Raw genomic sequence first — 14,949 nt, 5'->3', positions numbered from 1 at the left:
CACAACGCGGGTAACACTGAACATAGGTAGCCTACGTATCGCTGACGTTAAGCACGATGGCAGATGCCGTGACCGGCAAAGCCTGGCCCTGTGGATCGACGAGACGTACATCGGCGAGCGTCAGCGGGTATGCTCCCGGCGTGCCGACATACAGCCGCACGGTGCCCAGCTTAACCCGCCCGTCGATGCCGCGCTCGACGCGGCGGGCGTGTGTCGGACGCGGATCGCTGCATACCTGAGCCGGACAGCTCGCCGCTCCGAGGACAACCGCGCCCTCGCGCTGAAGTGGCCCAAGCGGCAGAAAGTCTCGCCCGCTGCCTCTGAGATCGTCCGCGATTGACGCTCCGACCAGCCGCACCTGATCGCGATTGAACTCGACCGTCGCCTGATACCCCGCCAGGTTACGGACGTTGTGCGCAACCAGATCGACCGAGATCAGGGTGCCTGCGCGCGCATGGGCTGGCGCAATCAGCGCGACAGTCGCACCTCGTGTCGAGCTTGCCGTTGCGCGCTGCTCATACACCAGGCTGCTCGCGAGCACGAGCGCTCCGATGAGCGCCAGGACGCTCACGTACATCCGGCGTTGCCGTCCTTGAACTCCTTGCATGGCTCTCCTCCTTCACCCATTGGAACGCCTGCGATGGGCCTGTGGTTACGCGAAGATGCGCCTTCTGTGTTTCGAGCTCAACATTCAACGATCAGGGGTCGAGGATCAGGGGTCGGGGGCAGGAAGTTTCGAGTTTCCTGCCCCCGGCTCTTAGTTCTCGGTTCTTGCTTCTCTGTCTATGCTTTGTGTGCCGGACGCCCGTTCTTTGTTCTGACGGCGCTAGCGATCGTAGCGTTGCAGGTAGGCCGTCGCCTCCTCGACCAGCGAGCGCGAGCCGATGAAGAGCGGCGTGCGCTGGTGCAGCTCGTGGGGCACGCAATCGAGGATCGGCTGCTGCCCATCGGTGGCTGCTCCACCGGCCTGCTCCACCAGAAAGGCCATCGGCGCGGCCTCGTAGATCAGCCGGAGCTTGCCGTTAGGCACCTGCGGATCTTTGGTGTCGCGTGGGTAGTAGTAGATGCCGCCCTCCAGCAGGTTGCGGTGAAAGTCAGCGGCAAACGAGCCGATATAGCGTCCGGCCAGCGGCGTCTGCGGACGCTCGGCGTCGAGGCCCTGGAGCCAGGCGGTAAACGCGCGCACGCCCGGACTCCAGTAGCGATGGAGTCCCTGGTTGGTGCTGTAGTAGCGCGGCGGCTCCGGGATACGAATCGCGGGATGCGAGAGCAGAAACTCGCCGAGCGTCTGCTCCAGCGTAAAGCCATGCACGCCATCGCCCGCCGAGTAGACCAGCATCGTGCTGGGGCCGTAGAGCACGTAGCCCGCCGCGACGAGATGACGCCCGGCCTGAAGCACATCGGCGAGCGTGCCCGGCCCGTCCTGCGTGGTGCGGCGGTAGATCCCGAAGATCGTCGCAATGCCGACGTTGACATCGGTGTTCGACGAGCCATCCAGCGGGTCGAAGACCAGCGCGTACTTGCCGCTCGCATCCACGCCGCCGACCGGGATCACCTCGTCGTCCTCTTCCGAGGCCAGCACGCCCACGCGCCCCGCCGCGGTCATGATCCCGGCGATCGTCTCGTTGGCGAAGACATCCAGCTTCTTCTGCTGCTCGCCCTGCACATTCTGCCCGCCCGCCAGCCCCAGAATATCGGTCAGCCCGGCATGATTGACCTCGCGGGCGATCAGCTTGGCGGCCAGCGCGATGTCATACAGCAGATTGGAAAGCTCGCCGGTCGCGCCGGGATGCGCCTCCTGGTTCTCGACAATGTACCGGCTGATGGTCATAATCTCGTGAACAGCCATGCCTCACCTTCCTATCGTGAGCCTGCGCGCTGGGGCAGTATGCAGCAGGCATCATGCCCCAGGCTGTTCGAGCTGACCTCCTGCTAGGCATGCACCGGCTGTCCCGTGGCCTCGACCGCGCTCATCTCGGCCTCGACGGCTGGCTCGATCGGGCGCTTGAGCAGGTACAGCGCGGCGACCGTGACAAGCGTTCCGACCACGATCGCGACGATGTAGAGGCCCAGGTTGGTGACGGCGTTCGGGATCGGCAGCACGAACACACCGCCGTGCGGCACGCGCAGCTCACTACCGAAGAACATCGACAGCGCGCCGGTGACGGCTGATCCCAGCATAATCGCGGGGATGACGCGGAACGGATCGCGCGCGGCAAACGGGATCGCGCCCTCGGTGATGAAGGAGATGCCCAGCACCGCCGCCGCCTTGCCCGCCTCCTGCTCGTCGTGGGTAAAGCGATTCTTGAACAGCATCGACGCCAGCGCCAGACCGAGCGGCGGAGTCATCCCGGCGGCCATCGTCGCTGCCATCGGCGTGTAGAATCCGCTGGCGATCAGCCCGACCGAGAAGGCATACGCCGACTTGTTGACGGGACCGCCCATGTCGAACGCCATCATGCCGCCCAGGATCAGCCCCAGGATGAGCGCGCTGCTGCTCTGCATGCCCGTCAGCCACGCGGTCAGCGCGGCCATCACCGCCGCCATCGGCTGTCCAACCACATAGACCATCACCAGGCCGACGACCAGCGTGCCCAGCAGCGGCAGAATCAGCACCGGCTTCAGACCGGCCAGGTGGCGCGGCAGCCGAATGTAAGTGTTGAGCCAGGACGTGACGTATCCGGCGATAAAACCGGCGATAATGCCGCCCAGAAAGCCGGCGTTGCTGCTCACCGCCAGCATGCCGCCGATCATCCCCGGCGCTAATCCTGGCCGGTCGGCGATCGAGTAGGCGATAAAGCCCGCCAGGATCGGCACCATCAGCGCGAACCCGGCATTTGCGCCGATCTGGAAGAGCGACCAGCCCAGCGTGTTGGCGTTTTGCTCTTCGTACACGTAGATGCCGCCGATCGCAAACGCAATCGCGATCAGCAGGCCGCCCGCGACGACGAACGGCAGCATGTACGAGACGCCGGTCATCAGATGCTTGTAGACGCCGCTCCGCGCCGCCGAGCGCTCTGCCTTCGCCTGCTGCACCGCCTCGACGAAATCGGTTCGCTTGGCGGGCGTGGCCGCCTGAGCAAGCGCCGCCTGCACCAGCGCCTGGCCGTCGTTGATCGCGGCCTTGGTGGAGGTCTGGTAGATCGGCTTGCCCGCGAAGCGGCTCAGATCGACGTTGGTGTCGGCGGCGATGATCACGAGATCCGCGTCGCGCACGTCAGTATCGCTGAGGACGTTCTGCGCGCCGACCGAACCCTGCGTCTCGACTTTGACGGTGTGGCCGAGGGCTTCCGCGCCGCGCTGCACGCCTTCGGCGGCCATAAACGTGTGGGCGATTCCCGTCGGGCATGAGGTGACGGCGACGATCTTGAGCGGGCCGCTCGACGGCGCGGCGACTGGGGCGGCTGGCTCGCCCACGGCGCGGCTCATCTCTACCGGCGCGGTGGCCTGCTCCAACGCCTGGCGAACGACCGCCTGCCCATTGCTGATCGCGGCTTTGGTGGAGGTCTGGTAGATCGGCTTGCCCGCGAAGCGGCTCAGATCGACGTTGGTGTCGGCGGCGATGATCACAACATCTGCGGCACGTATGTCGGCGTCGCTGAGGACGTTCTGCGCGCCGACCGAACCCTGCGTCTCGACTTTGACGGTGTGGCCGAGGGCTTCCGCGCCGCGCTGCACGCCTTCGGCAGCCATAAACGTGTGGGCGATTCCCGTCGGGCATGAGGTGATGGCTACAATCCGCGCCATGGTTTTTCTCCTTCGAGCATATGAGGTATCGGGCGACACAGCCCGCAACGGTCAACCAGGGGCCAGGGATCGGGGATCAGACGTTCCAAGTTTCAGGTTCCAAGTTTCAAGTTCTTGGTTCCCAGCTCTTGGTTCTTCGTTCTCCCGTCCTGGCGGCTCTTAGCTGCGCTGGGCTTCGATGCTTGACAGCGGCGCGTGATCGAGCGTATGGACGGAAACACGATCGCGGTAGGTTTGCAGCATGGCGGCCTCCGGCAGATGCGCGCCTATGCGCGTGATCGTCCCGACAGAGAACGCGGTGGCGAGTCGAGCACACTCCGCCAGGCTCATGCCCTGGACCTGCCCGGCGATCAATCCGGCGACCATCGCGTCGCCCGCGCCGACGGTGCTCTGGACCGTCACCGATGGCGGGACGGCGATCAGCGTGGTCTGGCGATCGACAAAGAGTGCGCCGCGCGCGCCCATCGAGACGACCACCAGATCGATGCCGCTATTCAGAAGCTGGCGCGCCGCCCGCTTGATCGCGGCCTCGTCGGGGAGCGGCTGGCCGACCAGTTGTTGCAGCTCGTCGATGTTGGGCTTGACGATGCTCGGCCCCGCCTGCACGCCTTCGCGCAGCGCGTCGCGGCTGGTATCCAGCACCACACGCTTGCCGTGGGCCTTGAGTCGAGCGATCAGCGTGGCGTAGATCGAGGCCGGAACGCCCGGCGGCAGGTTGCCCGCTAAGACAAACCAGTCGCAAGACGCGGCTAGCTCGTCGACCGTCGCAAGCAGCGCGCTCAGTGCCTCCGACGTCGGCTCCAGCCCCGGCAGATTGATGTCGGTCGTCTGCTGGTTGGCCCCGTCAACGATTTTGACCCCGGTGCGGGTGCGTCCCGGCAGGAGCACGAAGCGATCCTCGATCTGTTTGCGCGCAAAGAGCTGCTCGAAGATCGCCCGGTTCTCCTGGCCCAGAAAGCCGGTCACTGCCACCGAAAGGCCGTAGTCGGCCAGGAACGACGCGACGTTGACGCCTTTGCCGCCCGCGTCGAGCTGGAATGACTGACCACGGTTGACGGTGTTGAGCTGAAAGTGATCGACGATCACGGTCTGGTCGATGGCAGGGTTGAGCGTGACTGTTGCAATCTTCATACAGCGTCGGGCGTGGTGGCTGCTACACTCCGGCAGCCGACAACGCCCGCCCTCCTTTCGCTGGCGACTGCAGCCACGAGGAGCGGCTGCCGTCAGGATCGATGCCCCGACCGCTACACCGTCTGAGCGCGTAGATCGCCGTTGGTTGCCAGGGCGCGCACCTCCACGGCGCTGCGGCACCGCAGCGCCGCGCGCGCGAGCTGCTGCATCTCGGCCAGCGATCGGCTGCGGATCTGCGCCTTGACCTCGGCGATGCTCGGCACGCTCACGCTCAGCTCCGACACGCCAAGTCCGGTTAGGATCACCGCGCCTTTGGGATCGCCCGCGACGCCGCCGCACACTCCGACCCATTTGCCTGCCTGCTGCGCGGCCTGCACAGTCTGCTGGATCATCCGCAGCACGGCGGGATGCAGCCCGTCGGCCTGCTTCGCCAGCTGAGGATGCAGGCGGTCCATCGCCAGGACGTACTGCGTCAGATCGTTGGTGCCGATCGAGAAGAAATCGACCTCCTGCGCGAACTGATCGGCCAGCACAACTGCGGACGGCACTTCGATCATGATGCCCATCGGCACCGGCGGCGCGCCCACCTCCTGCCGCGCCAGCTCAGCGACCGCTCGCGCCTGCGACCAGTCTTCGAGCGTGGCGATCATTGGAAACATGATTTTGATCGGGCCATACGCGGCGGCGCGGTAGATCGCCCGCAGCTGCGGCACGAACAGATCGGGCCGCGCCAGACAGAGCCGGATGCCACGGATGCCCAGGAAGGAGTTGTCTTCTTTGGGCAGGTTGAGGTAGGGCACCTCTTTGTCGCCGCCAATGTCGAGCGTGCGGATGATCACCGGATGGCCCTGCATCGCCTGGACCATATCGCGATAGGCCGCGAACTGCTCGTCCTCCGAGGGCACGCTGGTCCGCTCCAGAAACAGAAACTCAGTCCGCATCAGGCCCACGCCTTCCGCGCCCGCCTCGACCGCCGTGGCCGCGTCGGTGGCGCGGTTGATGTTGGCGGCAATTTCGATCTGGTGTCCATCGGTGGTAATCGCAGGCTCGAAGCGCGCGGCCCTGGCGATGTCCTGCTGGCGCTGTAACTGCTGCTGGAGATCGCGCGCCTCCTGAACATCGGCCTCGTGCGGCTTGAGATATAACTTGCCGTTGTAGCCGTCCAGAATACACGGCGTCTGATCGGGAATCTCAAGCACCGACGGTCCCGCGCCGACAACTGCGGGAATGCCCAGCGAGCGAGCAATAATCGCGCTGTGTGAGGTCGGGCCGCCTTTGACGGTGCAAAATCCGAGAATCGTGTCGGGGTCGAGCGCGGCGGTATCGGACGGGGTGAGGTCGTCGGCGATCAGGATCACGGGCGCGTCCGGCGTCGGCAGGGTGTCCTCCGCAGCGCCGACCAGATGCCGCAGCACGCGCTGTCCCACGTCGCTCAGATCCACGGCCCGTCCGGCCAGGATCGGATCGTCCAGCTTCTCCATGTAGCGCACCCGGTCGTTGATCACCTGCTGCCAGGCCCAGGCGGCGCTGTGGCCCTGAAAGATCTGCGCGACGGTCTGCTGGATCAGCGGCGCGTCGTTCAGAAACTCGGTGTGGGTGCGAAAGATTGCGGCCTTGCCGGAGCCGAAGCGCGTTTTGACCTCTTCGTAGAGCGCGTCAAGCTCGGCCTGGGCCACATGCAGCGCGTTCTGGAATCGATCGCCTTCGATCGCAGGCACGCTCGTGCGGTCTTCGACGACAATCTCCTGGCGTGTGTGCTGCCGAATCGTGCCGATCGCCAGGCCGGGCGCTGCGGTGATGCCTGCGACCGTCGCGCCGACCCGCCGGGGAGTCCAGGTGTGGCTGCCGACCACGGCGGCTGGCGGCTCCTCGTCCTCGTCGCCCAGCCCTGTGGCGATGGCCGCCTGCAACGCTTGCAGCGCGGCGCTGGCATCCGCTCCCTGCGCCGAGACGCGAATAGTCATGCCCGGCTCGACGCCCAGTTGCAGCAGCGAGATCAGGCTTTTGCCTTCGGCGACCTGCTCGCCGTGCCGCACGCGAATCTGCGCCTGGAATTGCTTTGCCAGATCGACAAAGGCCGTCGCTGGCCGCGCGTGCAGGCCGGTCTTGTTGTGGATCACGGCGTCGAAGAAGTGAGCATAATCGGTGATGTCGGCGCTGGGCGGCGCTGCCGGACGCTCCCCGGTCAGCGCGGCGATGATGTCGCGCGGATCGGCGGTCTGCGTCAACTGGTCCACCTGCGCTTTGTCGCTCAGCACCCGCGTCAGCCGCCGCAAGACCTCGATGTGCTCGTCGGACTTGGCCGCAATTCCGACGACGAGCCGCACCGTTTCGTTCTGGTTCCAGGTGACGCCTTCAGGCACCTGTACGACGGCGATCCCCGTTTGGTTGATCAGGCCGCGATCCTGCGGCAAGCCGTGCGGGATCGCGATGCCGTTGCCAAGATACGTGTTGGCGACCGCCTCGCGCCCTAGCATGCTTTCGATGTAGCCTGGCTCGATGTGGCCGGTCCCGACCAGAATCTGGCCGACCTGGCGGATCGCATCTTGCTTGTCCGCTGCATGCGCTCGCAACCGGATCTGCTGCTGGTGAAGCTCGATCATGCTCAGCTCCGTACGCTTATCAGAGAAGAACCAGGGCTGGGTTGAGAGGAGGATGATAGCGATATTGTAATCGTTTACATATTGTTTGTCAATACCCCTCGGCGGATCAATTTCAAAACTGGTAGATGTAGATAGACTTCTCCCCGAAGCTCCCCGAAACATGATACTTTCAAAGAAAACGTTTACAAAATGCTTGCATAAGGGTACCCGACTCTGCTACAATACTTGCAATCGTTTACAAAATGACTGACCGCTGACTGGCAATTCAGGGAGTTGATATGGCAAGCATCAAGGATGTTGCCGAGGCGGCAGGCGTCTCGACCGCGACCGTTTCGCGGGTGCTCTCGAACCATCCGCACGTGCGGCCTGAGCTGCGCGAGCGTGTTCGGGAGGCGGTGGCGCGGCTTGAGTACCGGCCCAACCTGATCGCCCGCAGCTTGCGATCGCAGCAATCCAACACGATCGGGCTGATCGTGTCCGATATTCGCAATCCGTTTTTCACCGCGATCAGCCGCGCCGTCGAAGATACCGCCTATGCCCACGGTCTGAGCGTGGTGCTGTGCAATACCGATGAAAATCCAGAGAAAGAAGCGCTCTATCTCCAGTTAATGCGCGACGAGCATGTCGCTGGCGCGATCTTTTCGCCGACGCGCCACACGCTTGAGCGCTTCGCCGATCTCAACATCGACTTTCCCGTGGTGATGGTCGACCGCTCGCTCAAGAACGGCGAGGTCGATGCCGTGCTGCTGGATAACGCGGCGGCGGCGTACGATCTGACCAGCCATCTGATCGAGCAGGGCTACCGGCGCATCGGCGCGATCTTTGGCGAAACCAGCACCACCGGACGCGAGCGCTGGCGCGGCTACGATGAGGCACTGCGCGAGCACGGCTATCCGCCTGCCGCCGAGCTGGTCAGATATATCCAGCCCAGGACCGAGGCGGGCTGCCTGGCCGCGCTGGAACTGCTCGATCTGCCGCAGCCGCCGGATGCGATCTTCACCAGCAATAGCCTGCTCACGGCGGGCGCGCTCCAGGCGATTCGCCAGCGCCAGCTTACAATCCCCGGCGACATTGGGCTGGTGGGCTTTGACGAGACGACCTGGGCCTCGCTGGTGCAGCCGCCGATCACGATCATCGCGCAGCCGACCTACGAGATCGGCAAAACGGCGACCGAGCTGCTGCTGCGGCGCATCGATGATCCGGCTCGGCCCACGCGCAAGGTGATCTTGCAGGGCGAGCTACACGTGCGCGGTTCGAGCCTGCGGCGCTGAGTTCTTGGTGATCCGTAGGAGCACGGCGGGCCAGGCTGCCCCTAGGCAGATGGATCGATCCCCCGTGCACACCAGTGCGGCGCGAACCATCGCTGGTCCGCGCGCGTGGGATTGACCGCCACGTTTGGGGATCGGACTAGGGCGCAGTGCGCTCGGCCAGCGAGTGACGCGCTTTCGCCGCCAGAATATGCTCGTACGCGCTGAGCGCCGCCTTCATGCCCTCGCCGACCGCGATCAGGATTTGCTCGCCGAATGCCGTGGTGACATCGCCCGCCGCGAACAGGCCGGATACCGCTGTGGCGTTGCGATCGTCGATGGCGATGAACTGGCCCGGTGTCAGATCCAACAGCTCGCGCACCGGCCCGCTGCTGGCGTATAGGCCAAGGTCCACAAAGGCCGCATCGACCGCGATCCGCCGAATCTTGTTCTCGTACTCGACCACGATCTCTTCGACGTTGAAGGCTCCGGTAATCTCCTTGACTCGCGCGCCGCCCAGGATCTCGATGTTCGGACGATGGCTTAGCGCCTGCGCCAGCGGTACGTACAGGATCGAGGTGCTCGGCACGATCAGGTAGAGCTGGCTCGCGGTCTGCGCTACTTCGGCAGCGCCCCGCAGCGCGCGCAGCGTATTGCCGATCACCGCGACGGTCTTGCCAGCGACCAGATCGGCGTGGGTGATGATCGAGTAGCCCAGGCCCTGGCCCAGAAACTCCTTCGCGCCCGGCACCGGCAGCTCAACCGGCGTCGCGCCCGTGGCGATGATCACCGCCAGACTCTCCAGCGTGCCGTGGTGCTCGGTCGTGATCTTGAACGTCGCGCCGTCTTTCGTCACGCCGGTTGTTCGGTCGCGGAGGATGCGCCCCGATGCGGTCGCTTTGCGCTCAAGCAGCTTGATCGTTTCTTCTCCCGGCAGCGACTCATCGGCCAGTTGCCCGACCAGATGTTGATGCCAGCCCGCTTTACCGCCAAGGTCGTCGAAGACGATCCGAAAGTCGAGCTGCTTGCTGAGCGCATACGCCGCCGCCGAGAGTGCCGCGGGTCCGCCGCCGATAATGATTAAGTCGTTCATAGCCGTGCTCCTGCTCTATGCAATCCGATCGTCGTACAGGTTGAGCGCCTTGAGGTAATTGGCGCGCTCGAACGCCGCCGTCTCCGCGACCGCCCGCTGGCTCATGCTGCCCTGCATCTGCCGGATCGACTCGTACTCGTACAGCTCCATCCACACCTGAAGATCGAAGAGGATGTTGCCCAGCCGACGAATGCCGTGCGCCAGCAGCTCCGAGGTGAGCATTGCCACCTTGGCCCCCGCCATCATCGCTTTGATCACGTCGTCGGCGGTATGCACGCCGCTGGTCAGGGCCAGATCAGCCTCGATCCTGCCGTAGAGGATCGCGATCCAGCGCAGCGGCAGATGCAGATCCGCGCGCGTGCTCAGTTCAAGATGCGGCACTACGTCCAGCGACTCAAGGTCGAAGTCGGGCTGGTAGAAGCGATTGAAGAGCACCAGACCGTTCGCGCCCGCCGCCGCGAAGCGCCGCGCGATGTGTGGCAGCGACGTGAAGAATGGGCTGAGCTTGAGCGCGATCGGAATCGTCACCTGCTGGCGCACGTCTGTTACCAGCTTGACATAATTGTCCTCAAGCTCGGCGCTGCTCAGGCCGGGATCGGTCGGCACGAAATACAGATTGAGTTCGAGCGCATCGGCACCAGCCTGCTCTATCTTGCGGGCGTACTCGATCCAGCCGCCCGATGAGATGCCGTTGAGGCTGCCGATCACTGGAATATCGACCGCGCGCTTGACGCGATGCAGATGCTCAAGGTAGGCGTCGGGCGAGATATTGTAGTTGCCGAGGTCGGGAAAGTAGCTCAGCGCCTCGGCATGGCTCTCGCTGGTACGTGCCAGAAAGTGATCCAGCGCCAGGCTCTCGCGCGTGATCTGCTCCTCGAAGAGTGAGTAGAGCACGATCGCCGCCGCTCCGGCATCCTCCATCCGCCGCACCAGATCGATGCGCTTGGACAGCGGCGAGGCTGAGACGACCAGCGGATTCCGAAGCTGCAATCCCAGATAGGTTGTCGTAAGATCAGGCATGGTAGACTCCCATCAGCGTATGCGCCATGCGATCGGCACGTCATGTCGCGCGCTCGATCTCGGTGTGCGCTCCTCGTCCATTGCCGTTCACTGCGATCTGCTGGGTTTCGCGTCCGCTATGCACAGCTTCGGTTTCTGCCTCCGCCTCCTTGGTCGTGCCCTCGTAGAGCGCCGCCAGCGTGCGATACATCTGCCAGCGCTGCACGCTGTCCTGCTTGGCCTGCTCCATCACCGCTGCGGCTCGTTCGGGATCGCTCTGCTGAAGCATCCGGTAGCGTGTCTCGTTGTAGGCGTACTGCTCAAGCGGCACTGTCGGATCTTTGGCGTCGATGCTGAGCGGGTTTTTGCCTGCCAGCGCCAGCTCAGGGTTGTAGCGGAAGATCGGCCAGTAGCCGCTCTGCACTGCCAGCTTTTGCTGAGCCAGGCCGTGGCGCAGATCGTAGCCGTGGGCGATGCAGTGGCTATAGGCGATGATCAGCGACGGGCCATCGTAGGCGTCGGCCTCCTGAAACGCCTGAAGTGTCTGCTGGTCGTTGGCGCCCATTGCCACGCGAGCGACATAGACGTTGCCGTACATCATCGCCATCAGGCCCAGGTCTTTCTTCGGCGTGCTCTTGCCGCGCGCCGCGAACTTGGCGATTGCGCCGCGTGGCGTGGCCTTGGATGCCTGGCCGCCCGTATTGGAGTAGACTTCGGTATCCAGCACCAGCACGTTGACGTTGCGGCCTGAGGCCAGCACATGATCTAGCCCGCCGAAGCCGATGTCGTAGGCCCAGCCGTCGCCGCCGATCAGCCAGACGCTCTTGCGCACCAGCGCATCGGCCACGCTGACCAGATCGCGGGCGGTCGCGGTGTCGATCGTTTGCAGCCGCGCTTTGAGCAGCGCCACGCGCTCGCGCTGCGCTGCGCTGCCCTCTTCAGTCGTCTGGTCGGCGCTCAGCAGCGCATCGATCAGCTCCGGCCCCACGGCCTCGGCGAAGCTCGGCAGCAGCTCGCGGGCATACTCCTCGTGCTTGTCGAGCGTGAGCCGCATGCCCAGCCCGAACTCGGCGTTATCTTCAAAGAGCGAGTTGGCCCAGGCGGGACCGCGACCCTCCTGGTTGTAGGTCCAGGGCGTTGTCGGCAGGTTGCCGCCATAGATCGATGAGCAGCCCGTGGCGTTGGCGATCATCGCGCGCTCGCCGAAGAGCTGCGAGACAAGCTTGACATAGGGCGTCTCGCCGCAGCCCGCGCACGCGCCCGAAAATTCAAAGAGCGGCAGCAGCAGTTGCGAGTTTTTGATCGTGTGCGTGTTGAGATGCGTCCGCTCGATCTCCGGCAGCTCGACAAAGAAATTCCAGTTCTCCTGCTCGCGCTCCCGAATCGGCGGCTGCGGTGCCATGTTGATCGCTTTCAAGCCCACCTGCGATTTGTTCTTGACCGGGCAGGCCTCGACGCAGATGCCGCAGCCCGTACAGTCGTCGGGCGAAACCTGGAGCGTGAACTGCCTGTCCTGAAACTCTTTGAAGAAGCGCGCCGGTGCGGTTTTGAAATCGGCGGGCGCGCCTGCAAGCGCGGCCCCGTCGACGACGTTCATGCGGATCACGGCGTGCGGGCAGACGAAGGCGCATTTGCCGCACTGGATGCAGATGTCGGGGTCCCAGACCGGCATCTCCTGCGCGATGTTGCGCTTCTCCCATTTGGACGTGCCCGATGGGTAGGTGCCGTCGACAGGCAAGGCGCTGACCGGCAGGCTATCGCCGACGCCAGCGATCATTGCGCCGAGCACGTGCTGAACGAACGGCGGTGCGCTCTCGGCAACCGCCGGACGCCGGTTGAGCGCGCTCATGATCGACAGCGGCACGTTGACCTCGTGGAGATGCTCTAGCGCCTGATCGACCGCTTGCAGGTTTTGCTGCACCACTGCCGCGCCGCGCTTGCCGTAGGTTTTGTGGATGCTGGCGCGGATCTTTTCGATCGCCTGCTCCTGCGGCACGCCGCTGCCGATCGCAAAGAAGCACGTCTGCATGATGCGGTTGATCCGCCCGCCCAGGCCTTGCGCCCGTGCCACGCCCGCCGCGTCGATCACAAAGAAGCGGGCATCTTGCTCGACGATCGCGCTCTGCACTTCGCGCTGCAGATGCTCCCAGACCTCATCGGGGCCGTACGGGCTGTTGAGCAGGAAGGTGCCGCCTGCCATCAGCGAGTCGAGCACGTCGAAGCGCTCCAGAAATGAGAACTGATGGCATGCCACGAAGCTGGCCTCGCGGATCAGGTAGGGCGCGCGGATTGGTTTCGGCCCGAAGCGAAGATGCGAGATCGTCACCGACCCCGACTTTTTCGAGTCGAATACGAAGTAGCCCTGCGCGTACACATCCGGCTCCGCGCCGATGATCTTGATCGAGTCTTTGTTCGCACCGACGGTGCCGTCCGATCCCAGGCCCCAGAAGACACAGCGCGCGGTTTCCGGCGCTTCGATCGAGAAGGCCGCATCGTAGGCCAGGCTGGTGTGCGTCACGTCGTCGTCGATGCCGACCGTAAAATGATTCTTCGGCTCACTTTTGCGCAGCTCGTCGAAGATCGCTTTGACCATCGCCGGGGTAAACTCTTTCGATGCCAGGCCGTAGCGCCCGCCGATGATCTGCGGAGTCGCTGCGAATGGCGCGCTGCCATCGGCAATAGCCTCGCTGATCGCCGTGACCACATCCAGATACAGCGGCTCGCCAGCGCTGCCCGGCTCCTTGGTACGATCCAGCACCGCGAGCGCCTTGACGGTCGGCGGAAGCGCCCGGATGAAGTGCGCTACCGAGAATGGCCGGAATAGATGCACGGTCAGCACGCCCACCGACTCGCCGCGCTCTTGAAGGAACCGCGCGGTTTCGGCGGCTGTCTCGGCTCCCGATCCCATCATCACGATCACACGCTCGGCGTCAGGCGCGCCTGTGTAGTCGAAGAGGTGGTAGTGCCGCCCAACCAGCGCCGCAAGGCGGTCCATCGCCCGCTGCACGATCTGCGGGCAGGCCGCGTAGTAGGGGTTGGCGCTCTCACGAGCCTGGAAGTAGACATCCGGGTTGTGCGATGTGCCACGAATGAAAGGATGCTCCGGCGAGAGCGCGCGGGCGCGGTGCGCATGCACCAGCTCATCGTCGATCATCGCGCGGATCTCGTCGTCGCCGATCTGGCTCATCGTGTTAATCTCGTGCGAGGTGCGGAAGCCGTCGAAGAAGTGCAAAAACGGCACGCGCGCCTCTAGCGTCGCCGCATGCGAGATCAGCGCCAGGTCTTGCGCCGCCTGGACGTTATGCGATGAGAGCAGCGCAAAGCCGGTGCTGCGCGCGGCCATCACATCGGAGTGATCGCCAAAGATCGAGAGGCCCTGCGTGGCGAGGGCTCGCGCCGCAACGTGAATCACCGTCGGCGTTAGCTCACCAGCGATCTTGTACATGTTCGGCAGCATCAGCAGGAGGCCCTGCGAGGCGGTGAAGGTTGTCGCGAGCGCGCCGGTCTGGAGCGCGCCATGCAGCGCCCCGGCAGCGCCGCCCTCGGATTGCATCTCGATCACCTGCGGGACGGTGTTCCAAATGTTCGGTGTGCATGTGGCCGACGATGCATCGGCTTGTTCGCCCATCGCCGTGGCGGGTGTGATAGGATAGATGGCGATAATATCGCTCAGTTTATAAGCAATTGTCGCAGCAGCTTCGTTGCCGTCGATCGCAATCCGTTTCACCAACATGACAATCTCCCCAAACTTCACTACCCATGCGCTGTGGTTATGGATAGGCGTCAGCAATACGCTCTTGTTGCGTTATGCACACCGGTAGCAGTTGAACCAGTTCGCTAAGGTTGACTTTAGCTGAGGGAGGAGTCGATATGGTGAAGAAGCCGCTACACGCGGTAAAGGTTTGGTGAGCAATTATTCACACGGCGGTGGATGCTCCAAGAGCGGGTTAAACACAACACCCCACTGGAATTTCCAGTGGGGTGTTGATTAATGGTCAGGGTGCATGGACCTTGTCTCCCAGGGCCGAGGCCCCAGTACCCGCGGCGCTGCCACGTTTCACGGCCCGGTTCGGGATGGGACGGGGTGGGTCCGTGGCGCTCCGCACACACCCAAAGCCTGAGGTGCCGC

The 14,949-nt window shown here is 64.2% G+C and carries 9 protein-coding genes and 1 rRNA gene; 1 reads left to right on the top strand and 9 read right to left on the bottom strand.

Annotated elements, in window-relative coordinates; all coding sequences use genetic code 11:
• Window positions 1–31: 31 nt before the first annotated feature.
• The 5 genes from VFZ66_30220 to ptsP form a co-directional block, all read right to left on the bottom strand.
• On the bottom strand, window positions 32–607 hold the full coding sequence (locus VFZ66_30220) for a hypothetical protein (protein ID HEX6293495.1): 576 nt from the start codon (window positions 605–607) through the stop codon (window positions 32–34).
• 219 nt (window positions 608–826) lie between these two features.
• A complete protein-coding gene (gene fbp / locus VFZ66_30215; GenBank protein HEX6293494.1) occupies window positions 827–1,849 on the bottom strand; it encodes a class 1 fructose-bisphosphatase in 1,023 nt (340 codons plus the stop codon).
• Window positions 1,850–1,932: 83 nt separating this feature from the next.
• Window positions 1,933–3,747: a PTS fructose-like transporter subunit IIB gene (locus VFZ66_30210; protein ID HEX6293493.1), complete on the bottom strand. Its 1,815-nt coding sequence runs from the start codon at window positions 3,745–3,747 to the stop codon at window positions 1,933–1,935.
• A gap of 159 nt (window positions 3,748–3,906) precedes the next feature.
• Complete coding sequence (pfkB, locus tag VFZ66_30205; protein ID HEX6293492.1) at window positions 3,907–4,878, bottom strand: 1-phosphofructokinase; 972 nt, start codon at window positions 4,876–4,878, stop codon at window positions 3,907–3,909.
• Between the two features lie 113 nt (window positions 4,879–4,991).
• Window positions 4,992–7,481, bottom strand: a complete 2,490-nt coding sequence (gene ptsP / locus VFZ66_30200; GenBank protein ID HEX6293491.1) for a phosphoenolpyruvate--protein phosphotransferase — start codon at window positions 7,479–7,481, stop codon at window positions 4,992–4,994.
• Between the two features lie 278 nt (window positions 7,482–7,759).
• On the opposite strand from ptsP, the gene VFZ66_30195 reads away from it, so the two are divergent.
• Window positions 7,760–8,752, top strand: a complete 993-nt coding sequence (locus VFZ66_30195; GenBank protein ID HEX6293490.1) for a LacI family DNA-binding transcriptional regulator — start codon at window positions 7,760–7,762, stop codon at window positions 8,750–8,752.
• A 136-nt stretch (window positions 8,753–8,888) separates the two neighbouring features.
• On the opposite strand, the gene VFZ66_30190 is transcribed toward VFZ66_30195, so the two are convergent.
• From VFZ66_30190 to rrf, 4 genes are all read right to left on the bottom strand, one after another.
• The gene (locus VFZ66_30190; GenBank protein HEX6293489.1) at window positions 8,889–9,821 is read right to left on the bottom strand and encodes an NAD(P)/FAD-dependent oxidoreductase; all 933 of its coding nucleotides are present in this window, start codon (window positions 9,819–9,821) and stop codon (window positions 8,889–8,891) included.
• Window positions 9,822–9,836: 15 nt separating this feature from the next.
• Entirely contained in the window at window positions 9,837–10,841 is a 1,005-nt protein-coding gene (locus VFZ66_30185; protein HEX6293488.1) for a dihydroorotate dehydrogenase-like protein, read from the bottom strand.
• 40 nt (window positions 10,842–10,881) lie between these two features.
• The gene (gene nifJ / locus VFZ66_30180) at window positions 10,882–14,553 is read right to left on the bottom strand and encodes a pyruvate:ferredoxin (flavodoxin) oxidoreductase (GenBank protein ID HEX6293487.1); all 3,672 of its coding nucleotides are present in this window, start codon (window positions 14,551–14,553) and stop codon (window positions 10,882–10,884) included.
• A 264-nt stretch (window positions 14,554–14,817) separates the two neighbouring features.
• Window positions 14,818–14,932, bottom strand: a 5S ribosomal RNA gene (gene rrf, locus VFZ66_30175).
• Between the last annotated feature and the right edge of the window lie 17 nt (window positions 14,933–14,949).

The organism is Herpetosiphonaceae bacterium, assembly GCA_036374795.1.
Classification (GTDB): Bacteria; Chloroflexota; Chloroflexia; order Chloroflexales; family Kallotenuaceae; genus LB3-1.
Note: the sequence above shows the minus strand (reverse complement) of the source record. Positions and strands in the feature narration are given on the sequence as shown.

Coding starts and splice junctions, on each gene's coding strand:
- VFZ66_30190 (HEX6293489.1), bottom strand. CDS start 9,821: ATGAACGACTTAATCATTATCGGCGGCGGACCCGCGGCACTCTCGGCG.
- VFZ66_30210 (HEX6293493.1), bottom strand. CDS start 3,747: ATGGCGCGGATTGTAGCCATCACCTCATGCCCGACGGGAATCGCCCAC.
- VFZ66_30185 (HEX6293488.1), bottom strand. CDS start 10,841: ATGCCTGATCTTACGACAACCTATCTGGGATTGCAGCTTCGGAATCCG.
- ptsP (HEX6293491.1), bottom strand. CDS start 7,481: ATGATCGAGCTTCACCAGCAGCAGATCCGGTTGCGAGCGCATGCAGCG.
- nifJ (HEX6293487.1), bottom strand. CDS start 14,553: ATGTTGGTGAAACGGATTGCGATCGACGGCAACGAAGCTGCTGCGACA.
- pfkB (HEX6293492.1), bottom strand. CDS start 4,878: ATGAAGATTGCAACAGTCACGCTCAACCCTGCCATCGACCAGACCGTG.
- VFZ66_30220 (HEX6293495.1), bottom strand. CDS start 607: ATGCAAGGAGTTCAAGGACGGCAACGCCGGATGTACGTGAGCGTCCTG.
- fbp (HEX6293494.1), bottom strand. CDS start 1,849: ATGGCTGTTCACGAGATTATGACCATCAGCCGGTACATTGTCGAGAAC.
- VFZ66_30195 (HEX6293490.1), top strand. CDS start 7,760: ATGGCAAGCATCAAGGATGTTGCCGAGGCGGCAGGCGTCTCGACCGCG.